Consider the following 17,280-nt stretch of genomic DNA (forward strand, 5'->3'; position numbering starts at 1 on the left):
GCGGCCCCGGTTGATCATCCGGCGTCAGTCTGCCGCGCCGTGACGTGCAGCGCTCTAGGTCTGCGCCCCCAATCCGGGGTGTACCTGGATACACCCCCGAGAGGCCGTCCAGACGGCTGTCCGTGCCCCGCCCCGAATTCGTAGCGTCATGTCCCGTCAGCCGGACCGGACTTCCGGTGCCGGACCTCGAATCGTGGAGGGCCCGTGAACGCGCCGATCATCCGGATCCGCGGCGTCAGCAAGACGTACGACCGATCCGACGCCGCCCACCCCGCGCTGGCCGGGCTCGACCTGGAGGTCCGGGCCGGCGAGGCGCTGGCCGTGCTCGGCCGCTCGGGCAGCGGCAAGTCCACCCTGCTGAACCTGGTCGCCGGCCTCGACCGCCCGAGCGAGGGCACCGTCGAGGTGGACGGCGTGGCCGTCCACGAGCTCGGCGAGGCCGCCCTGGCCGAGTACCGGCGGAAGCGGATCGGCATGGTGTTCCAGTTCTTCAACCTGCTGGACGACCTGAACGTCGAGGACAACGTGCTGCTCCCGGCCCAGCTCGCCGGGATGCGGCGGGAGCAGGCCCGGGCCCGGGCCGGCGAGCTGCTGGAGCGGCTCGGGGTCGCCCGGCACGCCAAGGCCTTCCCCGGTCGGCTCTCCGGCGGCGAGCGCCAACGCGTCGCGGTGGCACGGGCCTTGATGAACCGTCCGCCGCTGCTGCTCGCCGACGAGCCGACCGGGGCGCTGGACACCGCCTCGGCCGCCGACGTCCGCGACCTGCTCCGGGGGCTCAACGCGGAGGGCCAGACGATCCTGCTGGTCACCCACGACACCGCGCTCGCCGAGGCCTGCGCCGACCGGACCATCGAGCTGCTCGACGGCCGGCTGGTCCGGGACACCGCGGCCGTGCCGGCCCCCGGCGGTGTGCGATGAGCGGGTGGTGGGGGTGCCCCCGGCCGGAGGCCGGGGGAGAGCGGATCACGGGAGGACGCGTGCGGGCGAACGCCCCCGCCGGGCGAAGGGAGGCGGGCGCATGAGCGTACTGGGCAAGGTGGTTCGCGCCGGGGTCGGCCGCAAGCGGGTGCAGACCCTGGTCATGGTGCTCACCACGATGGCGGCCGTGACGGCGTGCATCCTCGCCACGGGCCTGCTGGCCGCCTCCCAGGGCCCGTACCAGCGCACCTTCGCCGACCAGCGCGGCGCGCACCTCAACGTGCTGTACGACCCGGCCAGGGCGAGCCCCGCCCAACTCGCCGCGACCGCGCACGCCCCCGGCGTGACGGCCTCGGCCGGCCCCTACCCGGCGCTCACCGTCCAGCCACGCGCCGGCGACGAGCTCCGGATCCCGCCGGCCGGCAGCCTGCTCCCGCCGGTGACGCTGGTCGGCCGGGCGAAGGACGGCCCGCTGGACGGCCTGCGGATCACCATGGGCCGCTGGCTCGCCGGCCCCGGCGAGGTGGTGTTCCTGGACGGCCACTCGCCGCTGGGCGTCGGCGACAGCATGCAGTTCCCCGACCTCCCAGGGCACCCGGTCCTCAAGGTCGTCGGCCTGGCCGCCTCCCCCTCCTGGAGCGCGGACGGCTGGATCGCCCCCGAACAGGTCGCCGGGCTCACCGCGCCCGGTACGGCGCCCGCCGCCCAGTACCTCTACCGCTTCGCCCACGCCGACACCGACGCCGAGGTGGAGACCGACCGTGCGGCGCTCGCCGCCGCGGTGCCGGGCGGCGCCCTCGCCAGGGCCACCTCGTACCGGCCGGCCCAGACGGAGGCCAACCGGACGGCCGCCACCTTCGTCCCGTTCGTGACGGCCTTCGGGGTACTCGGCCTGGCCATGTCGGTGCTGATCATCGGCGTCGTGGTCAGCGGCGCCGTCAGCGCCGCCACCCGGCGGATCGGCATCCTCAAATCGCTCGGCTTCACCCCGTCCCAGGTGGCGCGCGCCTACGTCGGCCAGGCACTGATCCCGGCCGGGGTCGGCACGGCGCTCGGCGTGCTCGGCGGGAACCTGCTGTCCGTACCCGTCCTCGGGGTGGCGCACAAGGCCCTGCGCGGCGGCCTGCTCGGCATCCCGCTCTGGGTGGACGTCGCCGTTTCGGCGGTGGCCCTGGCAGCCGTGGCGGGCACCGCCCTGGTGCCTGCGCTGCGGGCCGGCCGGCTGCGCACGGTGGAGGCGCTCGCGGTCGGCCGGACGGCGCCGGGCGCCCGGCGGGCAGCCTCCCGCGGCGGCCCGGGCCGGGCGGGGGCTTCCGGCCAGGCGAGTGCGTCTGGTCGGGTCGACACGTCGGGCCCGGCCGGGGCGTCGAGTCCGGCCGGGGCGTCGGGTCCGGTCGCCAGGGTCCGGCAGTTCATCGGCCGCCTACCGGTGCCGCGCGCCCTGAGCCTCGGGCTGGCGACCCCGCTCACCCGGCCGGGCCGCTCGGCGACCACGGCCGCCGCGGTGGTGCTCGGCACGGTCGGAGTCACCCTGTGCGTCGGCCTGACGCTCTCGCTCGGCTCCTTCCAGGACGGCCTCCAGGCCGGGCGCTCCGGCAAGGTCGTGGTCCAGACCCCGATCGAGAGCTCGACGAAGGCCCCCGACCACGTGGACGAGGCCGCCGCGGCCGGGGCGATCGCCGACCGCCCCGGTACCCGGGCCTGGTACAGCACCGCTCCGACACCGGTCGCCGTGGCCGGGAACACCGGGCGCACCGCGGTGATCGCCTTCACCGGGGACGCCTCCTGGGGCGGCTACCAGCTGATCTCCGGCCGATGGTTCCAGGGCCCCGGCGAGGTGGTCGTCGCCACCGCCTTCCTGCGCGCCAACCAGGTGCGCGTCGGCGACACCGTCACCCTCACCGACCACGGGCGCAGCACCCCGGTGCGGATCAGCGGCGAGGTCCTGACCACCAACGACCAGATGTTCGTCGACCGGGCCGCGCTGGCCCCGCTCGGCACCGCCGTCCAGGCCGACACGGTCGCCTTCCAGATCGACCTCACCCCGGGCACGGACGCGCAGGCGTACGCGGACGGGCTCGACGACGCCGTCCGGCCGCTGGGCCTGAGCGCCGAAGCGGGTCGGCAGCAGATCAGCATCGTGATGCTGGCCATGAACACCCTCGCCGGGACGCTCACCCTGCTGCTGGCCGTGGTGGCCGGCCTGGGCGTGCTCAACACGGTGCTGCTGGACACCCGGGAGCGGGTGCACGACCTCGGGGTGCTCAAGGCGCTGGGGATGTCGCCCCGGCAGACGGTCGGCATGGTGCTCACCTCGGTCTGCGGCAGCGGGCTGGTGGCCGGGCTGATCGGGGTCCCGATCGGGATCCTGCTGCACCACCAGGTGATGCCGGCGATGGCCCGCGCCGCCGGGGTCGGGGTGCCGGAGGCGGACCTCACCGTGTTCCACCCCTCGGTGGTGGGGCCGCTGATACTCGGCGGCCTGGTGCTGGCGCTGCTCGGCGCCCTCCTCCCCGCCGCCTGGACCGCCCGCACCCGGACGGTCGCGGCGCTGCGCACCGAGTGACGGCGGGGCGAGGCGGGGCGGGCCCTCCCTGCCACCCCGACTGGGGCGGCAGAGAGGCCGGGCCCTGCCGCCCCGCCCCGCCGGTGGCTCAGGCCAGCCGCGCCTCCGCGTACGCCTCCATGGCGGCCCGCTGGTACGCGGCCAGGCCCGGGGTGATGGCCTCGTACGCGGCGCTCCACTGGGCGTTCTCCGTGCAGGAGCGCGCGATCGCGCGGAACTCCTCGACGGAGACCGTCCGGAGGGCGGTGAGCGCCAGGTACTCGGCGTCGATGTGGCTCTGCACGGGCTCGGCGTCCGCCGGGTGGCCAGCCGCCAGCAGTTCCGCCAGGCGGATCATCCGTGCCGTCCGCTCGCGCTGTCCGGCCTCGACGTCGGCCTGGCTCATCGCGGCGGTGGCGCGCCGCGCCGCCTCGGCGTGCTCGGGGAAGTCCCGCAGGCTCTCCTCGACGTCGCCGGGCTCGATGCCCTCGAACAGGTTCTCCGGGCGGTTGATGCTGGTCATGGATGTGCCGTCCTTTCGGGAACGTTCCAGGTCGGCGATCGTGCGGGAGACGGTGGCGGCCAGGGTGTCCAGCCGGTCGCGCTCGGCGAGCAGCCGGTGCCGGTGGTCCCGCAGGGCCTCCAGCTCGTCCACCTGGTCGCCCAGGATCCGGGCGATCCCGGTCAGCCCGACCCCCAGCGCCCGCAGCACGAGGATCTGTTGCAGCTGGAGCAACTGCCGCTCCTCGTAGTAGCGGTGGCCGTTCGAGCCGATCCAGGCCGGGGGCAGCAGGCCGATCTCGTCGTAGTGCCGCAGGGTCCGGGCGGTCACGCCCGACATCCGGACGACTTCCGCGATCGGCCAAGCCGTTGCCATGCGCCGTCTCCCTCGTTCACGTTCGCTTGGACCAGGGCCGGTTCCTCCGGCCCCGGTCACGACGGTAGAAGCTGCCGCTGCGGCAGCTTCAAGCCCCGAGACCGTCCCGGGACCGGAACCAGTGGAGGGACTGCCCGTGCGGTCCGGTGAAGGCCACCGGCCGCTCGTCCAGAGCGAGCGCGAACAGCCCGGATCCGGCGGGCGCCGGGCGGGGGAGGCGCCGCTCGACGGCCGGCAGCACCGAGACGGCCTCGTTGGAGATCCAGTGCCCGGGCAGGCCGCGCATGGTCACCGCGAACTCCTCGCGCGCCTCCGGGGACAGGTAGGCGAGCACCGCGCTGTGGAACACCACCGGCGTGGCACCGGCAGGCACCTGCGCCACCAACTCCCGTACCGTCGCGTTGAGATCGCCGCGCACCAGGTGCGGCGGCTCGGCCCGGGCGACCTGGACGGCGCCGCGCAGCCGTTCCAGCCGGTGGGCCTGCTCGGGCCAGACCAGCGACTCCAGCCAGCGCACGTCCCCCTCGTCCCGGACGTCCAGCGGGTTGAGGTCGATCCCGGCGCGCCAGACCACTTCGGGCAGCCGCTCCCGCAGCGACGCCGGCAGCGGTACCGGCCCGCGCACCGCGCACTCCAGCGTCACCGGGCTCTCCTGGGCGCCGAACTCGACCGCCGGGTCGCCCGCTTCACCCGCTTCACCCGCTTCGCCCGCTTCGCGCACGTCGCCCACATCAACCGTGTACCGGTACCGGTACCGGTCGGGGTAGAGGCAGAGCCCCGCCGAGGCCCCCACCTCGATCAGCGCGAGCGGCTGCGGCAGCGCCGACAGCAGCGGCAGCAGGGTGGCGCACCGGCCGGCCTCGTTGGTCTGCGTCCGCCGTCGCAGCATCGTCGCCGCGACCTCGTCCCAGTGCGCCGATACCCAGGTGCGGAAGGCCGGATAGCCGGCCGTCACCGGTCCGCCGAGGTGGCGGACCGAACCGAACAGCAGGTTCGGCTGCCGCTTCGCGACCGGCAGTCCGTCCAGCAGGGCGCACAACTCCTCGTCTCCGGCGACGCGTTCGGCGAGGTCCTGGTAGCTCGCCGAGTTGCCGCGGGCCTCCCGCTCCGCGAAGGCCCGGTAGAGGTCCCCGGTAGCACTGTCCACGTTCCGTACTTCCTTTCTCTTCAGCTCTCTTCGACTCTCTTCAACGAATTGGCGCAGCCTTGTCCGTGCCCTGCCCGTGCCCTGTCCGTGCCTTTGCCGTCCGCTGTACGGGCGCTAACCGGGCCCCCGCGAGAGTGAGATCACACCGCCACCGCCCGGAGGCGGCCGGGCCGGTGGTACTACGGCTGCGCCGCCGCCCGCAGCGCGGAGACCAGCGCGCCGAGCACCGGCTGTCCCCAGGCGCCCTCGCGTACTGCGGCGTGCAGTGCACGGACCGGCTCCGGGCCGCGGAGCCGGCGCACGGTGACGCCCGGGTGGCGCTGGGCGAGTCCCAGGGCGGGGACCAGGGCGACGCCCAGTCCGGCCGCGACGAAGCCCTGCGCCGTCGCGTAGTCGGCGCTGTCCACCGCGACGGACGGCCCGAACCCGGCCGCGTCGCAGGCCCCCCGGACGACCTCCCGGCACGGGCCGGGCGGCTCGGCCCCCACCCAGGGCTCGTCCGCGAGCTCGGCGAGGTCCAGGACGCGCTTCGCGGCGAGCCGGTGGCCCCTGGGCAGCACCGCCCGGTACGGGTCGTCGCGCAGGTGGACCAGCCGCAGGCCGGGGTGCGCGGCGCCGTCGGACCGGACCGCCACCGCGAGGTCGGCCCGGCCGTCCAGCACCTCGGTGAGCGGGTCCTCCGGGTCGGTCATGCCGAGGTCGAGCCGTACGCCCGGGTGTGTTCGGCGGAACGCGGCCACCGCCGGGGCCACCAACGCGGCGCCGGCCGTGGCGAAGTAGCGCACGGTCAGGCTGCCGCTGCGCCCGGCCCGCAGGTCGGCCAGCGCCGCGCCGGCCTCCGCGACCTGCCGCTCGATGACGGCGGCGTGCCCGGCGAGCAGCAGTCCGGCGGCGGTCGGCCGCACGCCGCGCCCGACGCGTTCCAGCAGGGCCGTCCCGGTCTCCCGCTCCAGCACCGCCACCTGCTGGCTGACGGCGGACGGGGTGTAGCCGAGCGCGCCGGCCGCCGCGCTCACCGAGCCGTGGTCGACCACGGCCCGCAGGACCTGCATCCGTCGGACGTCGAGTACCTCAGTCATGTAGCTCAGCTTAAAGGTGGTGAAGAACATTTCGCTTGTGCTACCGGATCCCGTCGCGGGACCGTCGTCGAACACCCCGACACCCCCTGGCACCCGACACCGCCCCCGGGCACCCGACACCGACACACCCGACACCGTCACCTCGACAGAAGGAGCACCGCCCGTGCTGCGGATGGCCGTTCTCGCCCTGTTCTGGGGCTCGGGCTTCCTCTGGATCCGGCTCGCGCTCCAGCACGGGCTCACCCCCGTGCAGATCACCGTGCTCCGCTCGGTCCTCGGCGCCGTAGTCCTGCTGCTGCTCGCCCGTTCCGCCCGGCAGCGCCTGCCGCGCGGCGCCGCCGTCTGGCGCCGGCTCACGCTGGCGGCGCTGCTCTGCAACGCGCTGCCGTTCCTGCTGACCGCGTACGGCGAGCGCGGCGTCGGTTCAGGCCTGGCCGGGGTGCTGCACGCGACCACCCCGCTCTGGTCCCTGCTGGTCGGCCTCGCCCTCGGCACCGAACGGGCCCGCGGCCCGCTGCGGTTGGGCGGTCTGGTGCTCGGCTTCGCGGGCGTGCTGCTGATCTTCTCCCCGTGGCGGGACGGCGGCGGCCTCCCGGCCCTGCCCGCGCTCGCCCTGCTCGGCGCGGCGGCCAGTTACGCGATCGCCTTCGCCTACATGGCCCGTGCCCTCACCGGCACGGGAACGGGCCCGTTGGCGCTCTCCGCCGCCCAGCTCACGGCCGCGGCCGGGCTGAGCACGCTCGCGCTCCCGGTCAGCGGCTCGCTCGACCCGGTCGCGGGCGCCGATCCGCTGGGACTCGTCGCCGTCGCCGTCCTCGGCGTCGCCTGCACCGGGCTCACCTTCCACCTCAACTACCGTCTCATCGCCACGGAAGGCCCCACGAGTGCGGCGACCGTCGGCTATCTGCTGCCGGTGGTCTCCACGGCGCTCGGCGCGCTCGTCCTCGGCGAGGAGCTGACGATCCGGACCGTCGCCGGAATGATCGTTGTACTCGCCGGTGTTTTTCTGACGAAACATCACCGGGCCCAAGCCCCCGCCCTCATGCCGACCCCCACCGCTTCACGCGACTGAACGGACCATGCACCCCCACTCCCTCTGGCGAACCGCCGACTTCCGCACCCTCTTCGCCGCGACCGCCCTCGCCCAACTCGGCACCAACGTCGGCTACGTCGCCGTCCCGCTGATCGCCGTCGAGGCGCTCGACGCGGGCCCGGGGCAGGTCGGCGTCCTCGCCACCCTGAGCACCCTCGCCTTCCTGCTCATCGGCCTGCCCGCCGGCGCCTGGGTGGACCGGATGCGCCACCGCCGCGTGCTGATCGTCGCCGACCTGGTGAAGGCCGCGTTGTACGCCTCGATCCCGCTCACCTGGTGGCTGGGCGGGCTCACCCTCTGGCAGCTGTACGCGGTCGCGCTGCTCACCGGCTGCGCGACGGTCTTCTTCGACGTCGGCTCGCAGAGCGTGCTGCCCCGGTTGGTCGGCCGCGGGCACCTGGTGCAGGCGAACGCCGCCGTCGTCGGCCTGATGGCGGTCGGCAACGTCGCCGGGCGCGGCGCGGGCGGCCTGCTGGTCCAACTGCTCACCGCGCCGTTCGCGATCGTCGCGACCGCGCTCAGCCACCTCGGCTCGGCGCTTCGCCTGATCGGGCTGCGCCGCACTCCCGCCTCCACCCCCGAGCCGATCGCCGACGGGGGCGGGGGCGGGGGCGGCGGCGATCGGCCCGGGGGCGGCGGGCTCGGAGCACAGATCGCCGAGGGGCTGCGGCACGTCCTCGGCAACCGGGAACTGCGCGCGCTCGCTCTCACCGGGGCCCTCACCAACCTGGGCTTCCAGCTCGTCAACACCCTGCTACCGGTGCTGTTCGTGCGGGAACTGGGCCTTCCCGCCGGGGCGTTGGGCCTGTTCTGGGCGGTCGGCGGGGTCGGCACCCTGCTCGGCTCGCGCGGCGCCCGCCCGATCGCCGCCCGACTCGGCTACGGACGCACGCTCGGCCTGGCCGGCGTCTGCGTGGCGCCCGCCGGGCTGCTGGTGCCGCTGATCGGGCACGGCCCCTGGCTGTTCGCGGCGGGGGCGGGCTGGCTGCTGGTCTCGCTCAAGACCGGGATGGACAACGTCCTCGGGGTGAGCCTGCGCCAGCGGATGACCCCGGACGCGCTCCTCGGCCGGATGAACGCCACCTTCCGCTTCCTGCTCACCGGCGCGCTCGCGATCGGCTCCGCGCTGTCCGGGCTGCTCGGCGAACTCGTCGGCCTGCGGGCCACCCTCTGGTTCGGCGGAGCCGTCCTCGCGGTGGCCTTCCTGCCGGTCTTCCTCTCCCCGATCCGCACCCGCCGCCGGCTCCCCGACGCCGAAGCCGAAGCCGAAGCCGAAGCCTCCGAAGGCCCCGTCCCCACCCAGCTCCCCGCGCAGCCCCGACAGGCCTGAAGGCCTACCAGCCCGGCCCGTGCCCCGGCTGCCAGTCCAGCCCCAGGTGCGGGCGCGGGCGGTGGATCCGCAGCAGCGCGGTCACCGACCAGACGACCAGGGTCAGCAGGGCGTAGAACAGCAGCAGCGCCCAGAACGGAGTGGTGGACATGCTCCCGTCCTCGAACCGGCACCACGCGTCCGGCGGCAGCCAGGACGCGCCCGTCTCCAGCAGCCGTCCGCCGCCGGGCACCAGGCCCTGCTCGCAGCGCTCGCCGAAGTCCAGTGACCGCACGTACAGCAGCCCGTACAGCGAGCCCGCCGCCGCGAGGGACAGGACGGCGCCGAAGGTGAGCAGCACCGCCCGCCGTCGCCCGGTCGCCGTACGGATGTTCGTCACCGGGGCAGCGTACCGGCGCACTGTCCGGGGCGCCGCCGGGATCACCCGAGCAGGCCGCCCATGTGCGCGTCCTCGGCGAGCAGCCGCCACGAGCACCCGGGCGAGGCGAACGCCTCCGGGTCGACGGCCTCCACGAGCCGGTCCACCACGGTGCTCAGCAGCGACTGCGGGTCGAACACCGCCCAGGTGTCCCGGCCCCGCCCGCAGTCCCAGCGCTCCCACTCGGCGCGCAGCCGCTCGTACGTCCACAGCGCGTACAGCAGGGCGGACAGGTCGCGGTTGAGGTAGGCCTCCGGCTGGCCGTCGTCGTACCAGTCCGGCAGTTCCAGGCGGCCGGTGACGCCGTCCAGGGCGATCGTCAGATCGGTCGGCCAGTCCCCGAGCGCCAGGAACTCCCGCTGGTACGGGCGCTCCTCCTCGCCGTCGAAGTACTCCGGGTACGCCTCCGCCATCGTGACCAGCGGCTCCTCGCAGACCCCGAACATCGCCCCGCCCAGCGGCAGCCCGATCTCGGTCAGCAGCCGCCGGGTCGGCTCGTGCACCAGCCCGTCGGGCAGTTCCTCCGCCCGGTAGCGGTGCACCAGGCCCGCGCCGCCCTCCTCGCCCGTCAGCGCGGCGAGCTCCGCCACCAGTTCCGGGCCGACCTCGTACGCCGGACCGCCCGGACCGCCGGGCAGCGCGCCCCAGCCCAGCGTCCGCACGAGCAGTGCCGTGCCCCAGTGCGCGGGCGGCGTCGCGGACCGCCCGAACAGCCCGGGGTCGATCTCCCGCATCCGCCGTTCGGCCCCGGCCGTCACCTCGGCGACCGCCGCGGGGCCGCGCCGCCCGTTCAGCGCGTCCGCCCGCCGGGCCGCCTCGGCGACCGCCTCCACCTCCCGCACCAATCCGGCCAGCGCGGGCAGGCCGGAGGCCAGCAGGTCCCGCCGCGGGCCCGGTTCGCCGAGGAACACCTCGCCGGTCGTTCCGTCGAGCAGCACCAGGCCGCCGGCCGCGGCGAACGGCGCGCAGTACTCCGTCTCGCCCAGGACGAACAGCCGCTCCGCCTCGGGCAGTGCCGCCAACGCCCCGTCGCCGAGCACCCCGAAGTCCAGGAACGCCCCCGAGAGCGGCAGCCCCTCCCGGATCAGGAACTCCCGGCTCCCCGGATGCACCACCCCACTCGGCAACCCGTCCGCCGCCACCCGCGCACACCCCACGTCCCCCATGCCCCCCACGTCCCCCGACTTCCACCGCCCCGACCCTTGACCCCCAGACCCTAGCCGCCCCATCCGACACCAGCGCGGACAAGCCACCGCAGGGCTCCAGCCTGTACCGGGCGGGTCAGACGAGCCCGCCGGCCTCCCGGGCGGCCCGCTCCACGCGGGCGTGGTGGGCCTGCCACCAGGCCGCGTCGCCGGGGGCGGTGTTGATCCCGTCGGGGCGCTGGCCGGTGGTGCCGTCGACGAGTTCGCGGAGCAGGTCGGCGTGGCCGGCGTGGCGGTGGGTCTCGGCGATCATGTGGACGAGGATCCGGTGCAGGGTCTGCTCGGCCCGCCGGCCGAACGGTATCCGGCCGATCGCGTCCAGCGGCAGCGCCTCGATGGTGGCGTCGGTGTGCGCCCAGACCCGGCGGTAGCGCCCGGTGATCTCTTCCGTCGTCTCGTCCGCCCGTGCCCACAGGTCGGCGTTCGGCTCGGTGTCGCCGGTGAACCACAGCGGCGTCGGTTCGGGGAACGGCCGCCCGAAGGTGTCGCCGAAGTACATCGCCTCGGCCCCGGTGACGTGCTTGACCAGCCCCAGCAGGTTGGTTCCGGTCGGGGTCAGCGGGCGCCGGAGGTCGTACTCGGAGAGGCCGTCGAGCTTCCACAGCAGGACGTCGCGGGCGTCCTGGAGGTAGATCCGGAGGTCGGTCTTGGGGTCGGTTGCCGTCATGGCATCAGTCTGTTGATCGCGTCGGACCTGTCCATCGATTTCCGTGCACCCAGGGGTTGGCAAGGGGGAACTACGGAGTGTGACGGGCGGGAGCGGGGAGGGTGTGGACTTGAATCTTTACGAACGAATGTTCGATCCTGGGGTTGTGTCCGTTTTCGAACCTGCTTTCGATTCCATCGCCGAGCGACCGACGCTCCGGCCGGTGGCGCCGGCCGCCGTGCCGGCGGACGGGCAGGACAAGCAGGACGGGCAGGCCGGGCGGGGCGTGCTGCCGGTGGTGCCGGCGCTGCGGGAGGTGCTGCCGGACGGCGGGCTGCGGCGGGGGACGGCGGTGTCGGTGGCGGGTGGGGACACCGGGCTGCTGCTGGCGCTGGCGGCCGGGGTGAAGGAGACCGGGGGCGGCTGGGCGGCGGCCGTCGGGCTGCCGGACCTGGGGCTGGCCGCGGCCGAGGGGTACGGGCTGGACCTGCGGCGGCTGCTGGTCGCGGACGACCCGGGGCCGCACTGGGCCGAGGTGGTGTCGGTGCTGGCCGGCGCGGTCGAACTGGTCATGCTGCGCCCGGACGGCCCGGTGCCGCCGAAGCTGGCCACCCGGCTGGCGGCGGTGCTGCGGCGCAGCGGCTGCGTGCTGCTGGTGGCCGGGCCGTGGCCGGGGGCGGCCCTGCGGCTGGGGGTGCGGTCCGGGCGCTGGTTCGGGCTGGGGGACGGTTACGGGCAGCTCGCCGGGCGGCAGGTGGAGGTGGTGGCCGAGGGGCGCGGTTCGGCGGTGCGCGGGCGGACCGCCCGGCTCTGGCTGCCGGACGAGCACGGCGCGGTACGGCCGGTCCTGGACCGGCCGGCCCTGGCGCGCCCCGTCCTGGAGCGTCCCGTTCCGGGGCGGCCCGGGGCCGTCGAGCAGCCGCTCGAACGGGTAGCGGTGGTGTGAGCGATGGCGGACGACAGGACACCGCGGGTGCTGGTGGTCTGGTGCCCGGACTGGCCGGTGGCGGCCGTCACCGGCGACGACCCGGTGGCGGTGACCGAGGGCGGGCGGATCCTCGCCTGCTCGGCGGGTGCCCGGGCGGCCGGGGTGCGGCAGGGGCAGCGGCTCAAGCTGGCCCAGCGGCTCTGCCCGGCGCTGGAGCTGCGCGACCGCGACCCGGAGGCGGAGACCGGCCGCTTCGAGCCGGTGGTCGCGGCGGTGGAGGCGTTCACGCCCCGGGTGGAGGTGGTCCGCCCGGGCCTGTGCGCGATCCCGGTGAAGGGGCCGGGCCGCTACTTCGGCGGCGAGGAGGCGCTGGCGGCCAAGGTCCGGACGGCGGTGGCGGACGCGTTGGCCCGGGAGCCGGTCCCGGACGCCGCCCCCGGCGCGGTCGCCGTGCCCGGTACGGATACCACCCCTGCGACGGAGCACCCCCCGCCCCCGCCCGCCCAGGTCGGCGTCGCCGACGGCCTGTTCGCCGGCGTGCTCGCCGCCCGCGCCGGAGTGCTGGTGCCGGCCGGGCGGACGGCGGAGTTCCTCGCGCCGTACCCGGTGGGCGTGCTCGGCGACGAGGCGCTGGCGGAGGTGCTGGGGCGGCTCGGCCTGCCGACCGTCGGGGCGTTCGCCGCGCTGCCGCCCGAGGCGGTCGCGGACCGCTTCGGCCCGGCGGGGGCGGTGGCGCACCGGCTGGCCCGGGGCTTGCAGCCGCGCTCGCTGGTGCCGCGCGACCAGGAGCCGGACCTCGCCGTCGAGCAGCGCTTCGACCCGCCCGAGCCGCTGGCGGAGCCGCTGGTGTTCGTCGCCCGCACGCTGGCCGAGCAGCTGCACCAGCGGCTGGCCGGGGCCGGGCTGACCTGCCGCCGGGTGGCCGTCGAGGTGGCCTGCGCGGACGGGCGGACGGCCTCGCGGCTGTGGCGGCACGAGGGCGGGCTGTCGGCGACGGCGCTGGCCGAGCGGGTCCGCTGGCAACTCCAGGCCTGGCAGGGCGCGGGCACGTTCGCCGCGTCCGGGGAGGCGTCCGGGGAGGCGTCCGGGGAGGCGCCCGACGCCGGGTTCGCCCTGCTCCGGTTGGCCCCCGACGGCCTCTCCCCGGACCAGGGGCGCCAGTTGGCGCTGTGGGGCCAGGCGGTCGCGGACGACCGGGTGGAGCGCGCGGTGGCCCGGGTGCAGGCGGTGCTCGGGCATGCCGGGCTGCGCCGGATCGAGCCGGCCGGTGGGCGTGGTCCGGGCGAGCAGGCGGTCAAGGTGCCGTGGGGCGAACCGTACGAGGCGGCGGGGTCGGTCGGCGCGCCCTGGCCCGGGCGGCTGCCGGACGTGTGGCCGGCGGTGGTGCTGCGGGAGCCGGTGCCGGTGCGGGTGCTGGACGAGGCCGGGCTGCCGGTCACGGTGGACGGCCGGGCGGGGGTGTCGGCCCGCCCGGCCCTGGTGGTGTTCCACGATGGCCCGTCGGGCAGGGAGGGGCAGGGGCGACAGGAGCGGGTGGACGGCTGGACCGGCCCCTGGCCGGCGGTCGAGTACTGGTGGGACCAGTCGCTCGCCCGCCGCCGGGCCCGGTTCCAGGTGGTGCTGGGCGGTGGCCGGGCGCTGCTGCTCACGGTGGAGGGGGGTGCGTGGTACCTGGAGGCCGGCTACGACTGACGGCCACCGGCCCGAGGGGGGATCCGAGGGGGGGATCCGAGGGGGGATCCGAGGGGGGAGAGGTGACGAACCGCGAGAACGAAGGCGACCCCCGATGGGCTTCACCAGCCACCCCACCCTCCCCTGGAGCGAGCTGCACCGCCGCCTGACCGGCGCCGCGCCGGACCGTACGGTCGTCCCCCTGCGCCGCCCCGCCCAGGAGGAGCCCGCCCCCGGAGTCCCCGGAGTTCCCGGAGCACCCGGAGTCCCCGGCGCACCCGGAGCCCCCGGCGCCGGCAGCGAGCCCTGGGCCGAACTGCACGTCCACTCCGCCTTCAGCTTCCTGGACGGCGCCAGCGACCCGGAGGACCTGGTCGCCGAGGCGGCCCGGCTGGGCGTGGAGACGCTGGCGATCACCGACCACGACGGCCTGTACGGCGCGGTCCGGCTGGCCGAGGCGGCCCGGGGGACGGGCGTGGCCACCGCGTTCGGCGCCGAACTGGCGATCCGTCACAACAGCTCAGAGGTGGAACACTTGCTGGTCCTGGCCCGAGACCCGACCGGCTACCGCCGACTGTCCGCCGCGATCGCCGCCGCCCAGCTGGCCGGCGGCGCGAAGGGCCGCCCGGCGTACGACCTCGCGGCACTGGCCGGGGCGCACGGCGGCCACTGGGCGGTGCTCACCGGCTGCCGCCTCGGCCGCGTCCCGGCAAAGCTCGACGACGGCACGGCCGGGCACCAACTCCACACCCTGACCGAGGCGTTCGGTCGCGACAACGTCCACGTGGAGCTGATCGACCAGTGGCTTCCCGGCGACGACCGGCGCAATGACGCCCTCGCCGCGCTCGCCGCCGAGCAGGGCCTCCCGGTGGTCGCCTCCACCAACGCCCACCACGCCGGCCCGGCCCAGGGCCGGCTGGCGCAGAGCCTGGCCGCGCTGCACGGGCGCCGCACCCTCCAGGACGCGGTCGGCTGGACGCGGGCCGCGGGCACCGCGCACCTGCGCTCCGGCCGGGAGATGGCCGCCCGGCTGGCCCGCTTCCCGGGGGTGCGGCGGGCGACCGCCGAACTCGGCCGTTCCTGCGCCTTCGACTTCACCAGGCTGGACCCGGAGCTCCCGGGCTTCCCCGTCCCGGAGGGCGAGAGCGAGATCAGCCACCTGCGCGCCCTGGTCGCCGCCGGGGGCCCGGCCCGCTTCGGGCCCGGCAACGCGGCCGCCCGGCGCCAGCTCGCCCTGGAGCTGGACGTCATCGAGGACCTCGACCTGGCCGGTTACTTCCTGATCGTGCACGACATCGTCGACTTCTGCCGGAGCCAGGACATCTGGTGCCAGGGCCGCGGCTCGGCCGCCAACTCGGCGGTCTGCTACGCCCTGGGGATCACCGCCGTCGACCCGGTCCACTACAAGCTGCTGTTCGAACGCTTTCTGTCCACCGCCCGGGACGGGCCGCCCGACATCGACCTGGACATCGAGAACCGCCGCCGCGAGGAGGTCATCCAGTACGTCTACCGCCGCTACGGCCGCGAGCACGCCGCGCAGGTCGCCAACGTGATCACCTACCGGCCGCGGCTGGCGATCCGCGACGCGGCCAGGGTGCTCGGCTACCCGCAGGGCCAGGTGGACGCGTTCAGCCGGCAGACCGACTTCCGCTCCGCACCCGGCGCGGACGCCGTGATCCCCGCCGACGTGCTCTCGCTCGCCGCCCAACTCCACGGCCTGCCGCGCCACCTGGGCATCCACTCGGGCGGCATGGTGCTCACCAGGGAGCCGATCGGCGAGATCTGCCCGACCGAGTGGGCCCGGATGCCCGGGCGCTCGGTGCTGCAGTGGGACAAGGAGTCCACCGCCGGCGCCGGGCTGGTGAAGATCGACCTGCTCGGCCTCGGCATGCTCGCCGCGCTGCACGACGCCTGCGACCTGGTCGCCGAGCACCACGGCCTGCGCTACGACCTGGCCACCATCCCGGACGGCGACGCGGGCGTGTACGCGATGCTGCGCCGGGCGGACACCGTCGGCGTGTTCCAGGTCGAGTCGCGGGCCCAGATGGCGACGCTGCCCCGGCTCAAGCCGGACCACTTCTACGACCTGGTGGTCGAGGTCGCGCTGATCCGGCCCGGCCCGATCCAGGGCGGCTCCGTGCACCCGTACCTGCGCCGCCGGGCGGGCGCCGAACCGGCCGGCTGCCCGCACCCGCTGATGGAGAACGCGCTCGGCAAGACCCTCGGGGTGCCGCTGTTCCAGGAGCAGATGATGCAACTCGCCATCGACTGCGCCGGGTTCACGCCCGCCGAGGCGGACCGGCTGCGGCAGGCGATGGGCGCCAAGCGCTCGCACGAGCGGGTCGCCCGGCTGCGCGAGCGGCTGCTCGGCGGGATGGCCGAGCGCGGCATCCCCGAGGAGGTCGCCGAGGACGTCTACGGCAAGATCGAGGCGTTCTCCAACTACGGCTTCCCGGAGAGCCACGCGATCAGCTTCGCCTACCTGGTGTACGCCAGCGCCTGGCTCAAGTACCACTTCCCGGCGGCCTTCACCTGCGCCCTGCTGGCCAACCAGCCGATGGGCTTCTACTCGCCGCTGAGCCTGGTCGCGGACGCCCGGCGGCACGGCGTGCGGGTGCGCGGGGTGGACGTCAACGCCAGCGCGCCGCGCCCCACCCTGGAGCCGTACCGGGGGGCGACGCCGGAGCCGCCGCTGACCGCGGGCCGCCCGCAGCCGGCGATCCGGCTGGGCCTGGAGACGGTGCGCGGTATCGGCGCCCCGCAGGCCGCGGCGATCGCGGCCGGGCAACCGTACGCCGACCTGGAGGACTTCGCGCGCCGCACCGGTCTGCCCGCGCCGGCGCTGGAGGCGCTGGCGACGGCGGGCGCCTTCGACTGCTTCGGGCTGACGAGACGTCAGGCACTGTGGACGGCAGGGGCGTTCGCCGGGATCTCGGCCGCACTGATCCCGGGGACCACGCCCGGGACGGAGGCGCCGCCGCTGCCCGGCATGAGCCCGGTCGAGGAGACCATCGCCGACCTGTGGGCCACCGGAACCTCCGCCACCAGCCACCCGCTCCAGCACCTGCGCGCCCGCCTGGAGCGCGGCGGCGCCCTGTCCGCCGCCGAACTCCCCGACGCGGCGCCGGGATCGGAGGTGGTGGTCGGCGGCCTGGTCACCCACCGGCAGCGGCCGCCGACGGCCGGCGGGGTGCTCTTCCTCAGCCTGGAGGACGAGACCGGCCTGATCAACGTGGTCTGCAACCGCCCGGTCTGGGAGTCCCAGCGCCGCACCGCCCTCGACCGGGCCGGCCTGCTGGTCCACGGCCGCATCGAGCGCGACCGCGGCGCCACCAACCTGATCGCCACCCGGCTCACCCCGCTGCGGATCGGACTCTGAGCGGGGTGAGCCGAGGGCGGGATCCTGGACCGCCCTCCACGCCA

The 17,280-nt window shown here is 75.6% G+C and carries 13 protein-coding genes; 7 read left to right on the forward strand and 6 right to left on the reverse strand.

The window, feature by feature from the left end; translation table 11 throughout:
• Window positions 1–204 precede the first annotated feature (204 nt).
• The gene (locus tag ACFVX9_RS18490) at window positions 205–918 is read left to right on the forward strand and encodes an ABC transporter ATP-binding protein (protein ID WP_244293320.1); all 714 of its coding nucleotides are present in this window, start codon (window positions 205–207) and stop codon (window positions 916–918) included.
• Between the two features lie 100 nt (window positions 919–1,018).
• A complete protein-coding gene (locus ACFVX9_RS18495) occupies window positions 1,019–3,484 on the forward strand; it encodes an FtsX-like permease family protein (RefSeq protein WP_387982520.1) in 2,466 nt (821 codons plus the stop codon).
• An 88-nt stretch (window positions 3,485–3,572) separates the two neighbouring features.
• On the opposite strand, the gene ACFVX9_RS18500 is transcribed toward ACFVX9_RS18495, so the two are convergent.
• The 3 genes from ACFVX9_RS18500 to ACFVX9_RS18510 form a co-directional block, all read right to left on the reverse strand.
• Window positions 3,573–4,340, reverse strand: coding sequence for a MerR family transcriptional regulator (locus ACFVX9_RS18500; protein ID WP_063346998.1), 768 nt, complete (start codon window positions 4,338–4,340; stop codon window positions 3,573–3,575).
• Between the two features lie 88 nt (window positions 4,341–4,428).
• On the reverse strand, window positions 4,429–5,487 hold the full coding sequence (locus ACFVX9_RS18505) for a DUF2332 domain-containing protein (RefSeq protein ID WP_387982522.1): 1,059 nt from the start codon (window positions 5,485–5,487) through the stop codon (window positions 4,429–4,431).
• A gap of 179 nt (window positions 5,488–5,666) precedes the next feature.
• Window positions 5,667–6,539 (reverse strand): LysR family transcriptional regulator, encoded by an 873-nt coding sequence (locus ACFVX9_RS18510; protein WP_380485192.1) that lies wholly within the window; start codon window positions 6,537–6,539, stop codon window positions 5,667–5,669.
• A gap of 199 nt (window positions 6,540–6,738) precedes the next feature.
• Here ACFVX9_RS18510 and ACFVX9_RS18515 point away from each other — a divergent pair, with 199 nt between their 5' ends.
• Together ACFVX9_RS18515 and ACFVX9_RS18520 are read left to right on the forward strand one after the other, a co-directional pair.
• The gene (locus ACFVX9_RS18515) at window positions 6,739–7,638 is read left to right on the forward strand and encodes a DMT family transporter (RefSeq protein WP_387982567.1); all 900 of its coding nucleotides are present in this window, start codon (window positions 6,739–6,741) and stop codon (window positions 7,636–7,638) included.
• A gap of 7 nt (window positions 7,639–7,645) precedes the next feature.
• Window positions 7,646–8,989, forward strand: coding sequence for an MFS transporter (locus tag ACFVX9_RS18520; protein ID WP_387982523.1), 1,344 nt, complete (start codon window positions 7,646–7,648; stop codon window positions 8,987–8,989).
• Between the two features lie 4 nt (window positions 8,990–8,993).
• Here ACFVX9_RS18520 and ACFVX9_RS18525 read toward each other — a convergent pair whose 3' ends face one another.
• From ACFVX9_RS18525 to ACFVX9_RS18535, 3 genes are read right to left on the reverse strand one after another with little or no spacing between them, the layout of a single operon-like run.
• Window positions 8,994–9,368 (reverse strand): hypothetical protein, encoded by a 375-nt coding sequence (locus tag ACFVX9_RS18525; protein WP_159398386.1) that lies wholly within the window; start codon window positions 9,366–9,368, stop codon window positions 8,994–8,996.
• A 41-nt stretch (window positions 9,369–9,409) separates the two neighbouring features.
• Window positions 9,410–10,636 (reverse strand): SUKH-4 family immunity protein, encoded by a 1,227-nt coding sequence (locus ACFVX9_RS18530; protein WP_387982525.1) that lies wholly within the window; start codon window positions 10,634–10,636, stop codon window positions 9,410–9,412.
• Between the two features lie 52 nt (window positions 10,637–10,688).
• On the reverse strand, window positions 10,689–11,279 hold the full coding sequence (locus tag ACFVX9_RS18535) for a DinB family protein (protein WP_387982526.1): 591 nt from the start codon (window positions 11,277–11,279) through the stop codon (window positions 10,689–10,691).
• A 202-nt stretch (window positions 11,280–11,481) separates the two neighbouring features.
• On the opposite strand from ACFVX9_RS18535, the gene ACFVX9_RS18540 reads away from it, so the two are divergent.
• From ACFVX9_RS18540 to ACFVX9_RS18550, 3 genes are all read left to right on the forward strand, one after another.
• A complete protein-coding gene (locus ACFVX9_RS18540) occupies window positions 11,482–12,204 on the forward strand; it encodes a hypothetical protein (RefSeq protein WP_387982528.1) in 723 nt (240 codons plus the stop codon).
• Window positions 12,205–12,207: 3 nt separating this feature from the next.
• Entirely contained in the window at window positions 12,208–13,878 is a 1,671-nt protein-coding gene (locus ACFVX9_RS18545; protein WP_387982529.1) for a DNA polymerase Y family protein, read from the forward strand.
• Between the two features lie 94 nt (window positions 13,879–13,972).
• Window positions 13,973–17,236 carry an error-prone DNA polymerase gene (locus tag ACFVX9_RS18550; protein ID WP_387982530.1) on the forward strand — a complete coding sequence of 1,088 codons (3,264 nt, stop codon included), beginning with the start codon at window positions 13,973–13,975 and terminating at the stop codon, window positions 17,234–17,236.
• Window positions 17,237–17,280: the final 44 nt, after the last annotated feature.

Origin of the sequence: Kitasatospora sp. NPDC058243, assembly GCF_042882025.1 — a bacterium.
GTDB lineage: Bacteria > Actinomycetota > Actinomycetes > Streptomycetales > Streptomycetaceae > Kitasatospora.

Excerpts from the sequence above, each read along its gene's own strand:
- ACFVX9_RS18550 (WP_387982530.1), top strand. The coding sequence starts at position 13,973 with ATGGGCTTCACCAGCCACCCCACCCTCCCCTGGAGCGAGCTGCACCGC.
- ACFVX9_RS18545 (WP_387982529.1), top strand. The coding sequence starts at position 12,208 with ATGGCGGACGACAGGACACCGCGGGTGCTGGTGGTCTGGTGCCCGGAC.
- ACFVX9_RS18530 (WP_387982525.1), bottom strand. The coding sequence starts at position 10,636 with ATGGGGCGGCTAGGGTCTGGGGGTCAAGGGTCGGGGCGGTGGAAGTCG.
- ACFVX9_RS18510 (WP_380485192.1), bottom strand. The coding sequence starts at position 6,539 with ATGCAGGTCCTGCGGGCCGTGGTCGACCACGGCTCGGTGAGCGCGGCG.
- ACFVX9_RS18520 (WP_387982523.1), top strand. The coding sequence starts at position 7,646 with ATGCACCCCCACTCCCTCTGGCGAACCGCCGACTTCCGCACCCTCTTC.
- ACFVX9_RS18500 (WP_063346998.1), bottom strand. The coding sequence starts at position 4,340 with ATGGCAACGGCTTGGCCGATCGCGGAAGTCGTCCGGATGTCGGGCGTG.
- ACFVX9_RS18495 (WP_387982520.1), top strand. The coding sequence starts at position 1,019 with ATGAGCGTACTGGGCAAGGTGGTTCGCGCCGGGGTCGGCCGCAAGCGG.
- ACFVX9_RS18535 (WP_387982526.1), bottom strand. The coding sequence starts at position 11,279 with ATGACGGCAACCGACCCCAAGACCGACCTCCGGATCTACCTCCAGGAC.
- ACFVX9_RS18515 (WP_387982567.1), top strand. The coding sequence starts at position 6,739 with ATGGCCGTTCTCGCCCTGTTCTGGGGCTCGGGCTTCCTCTGGATCCGG.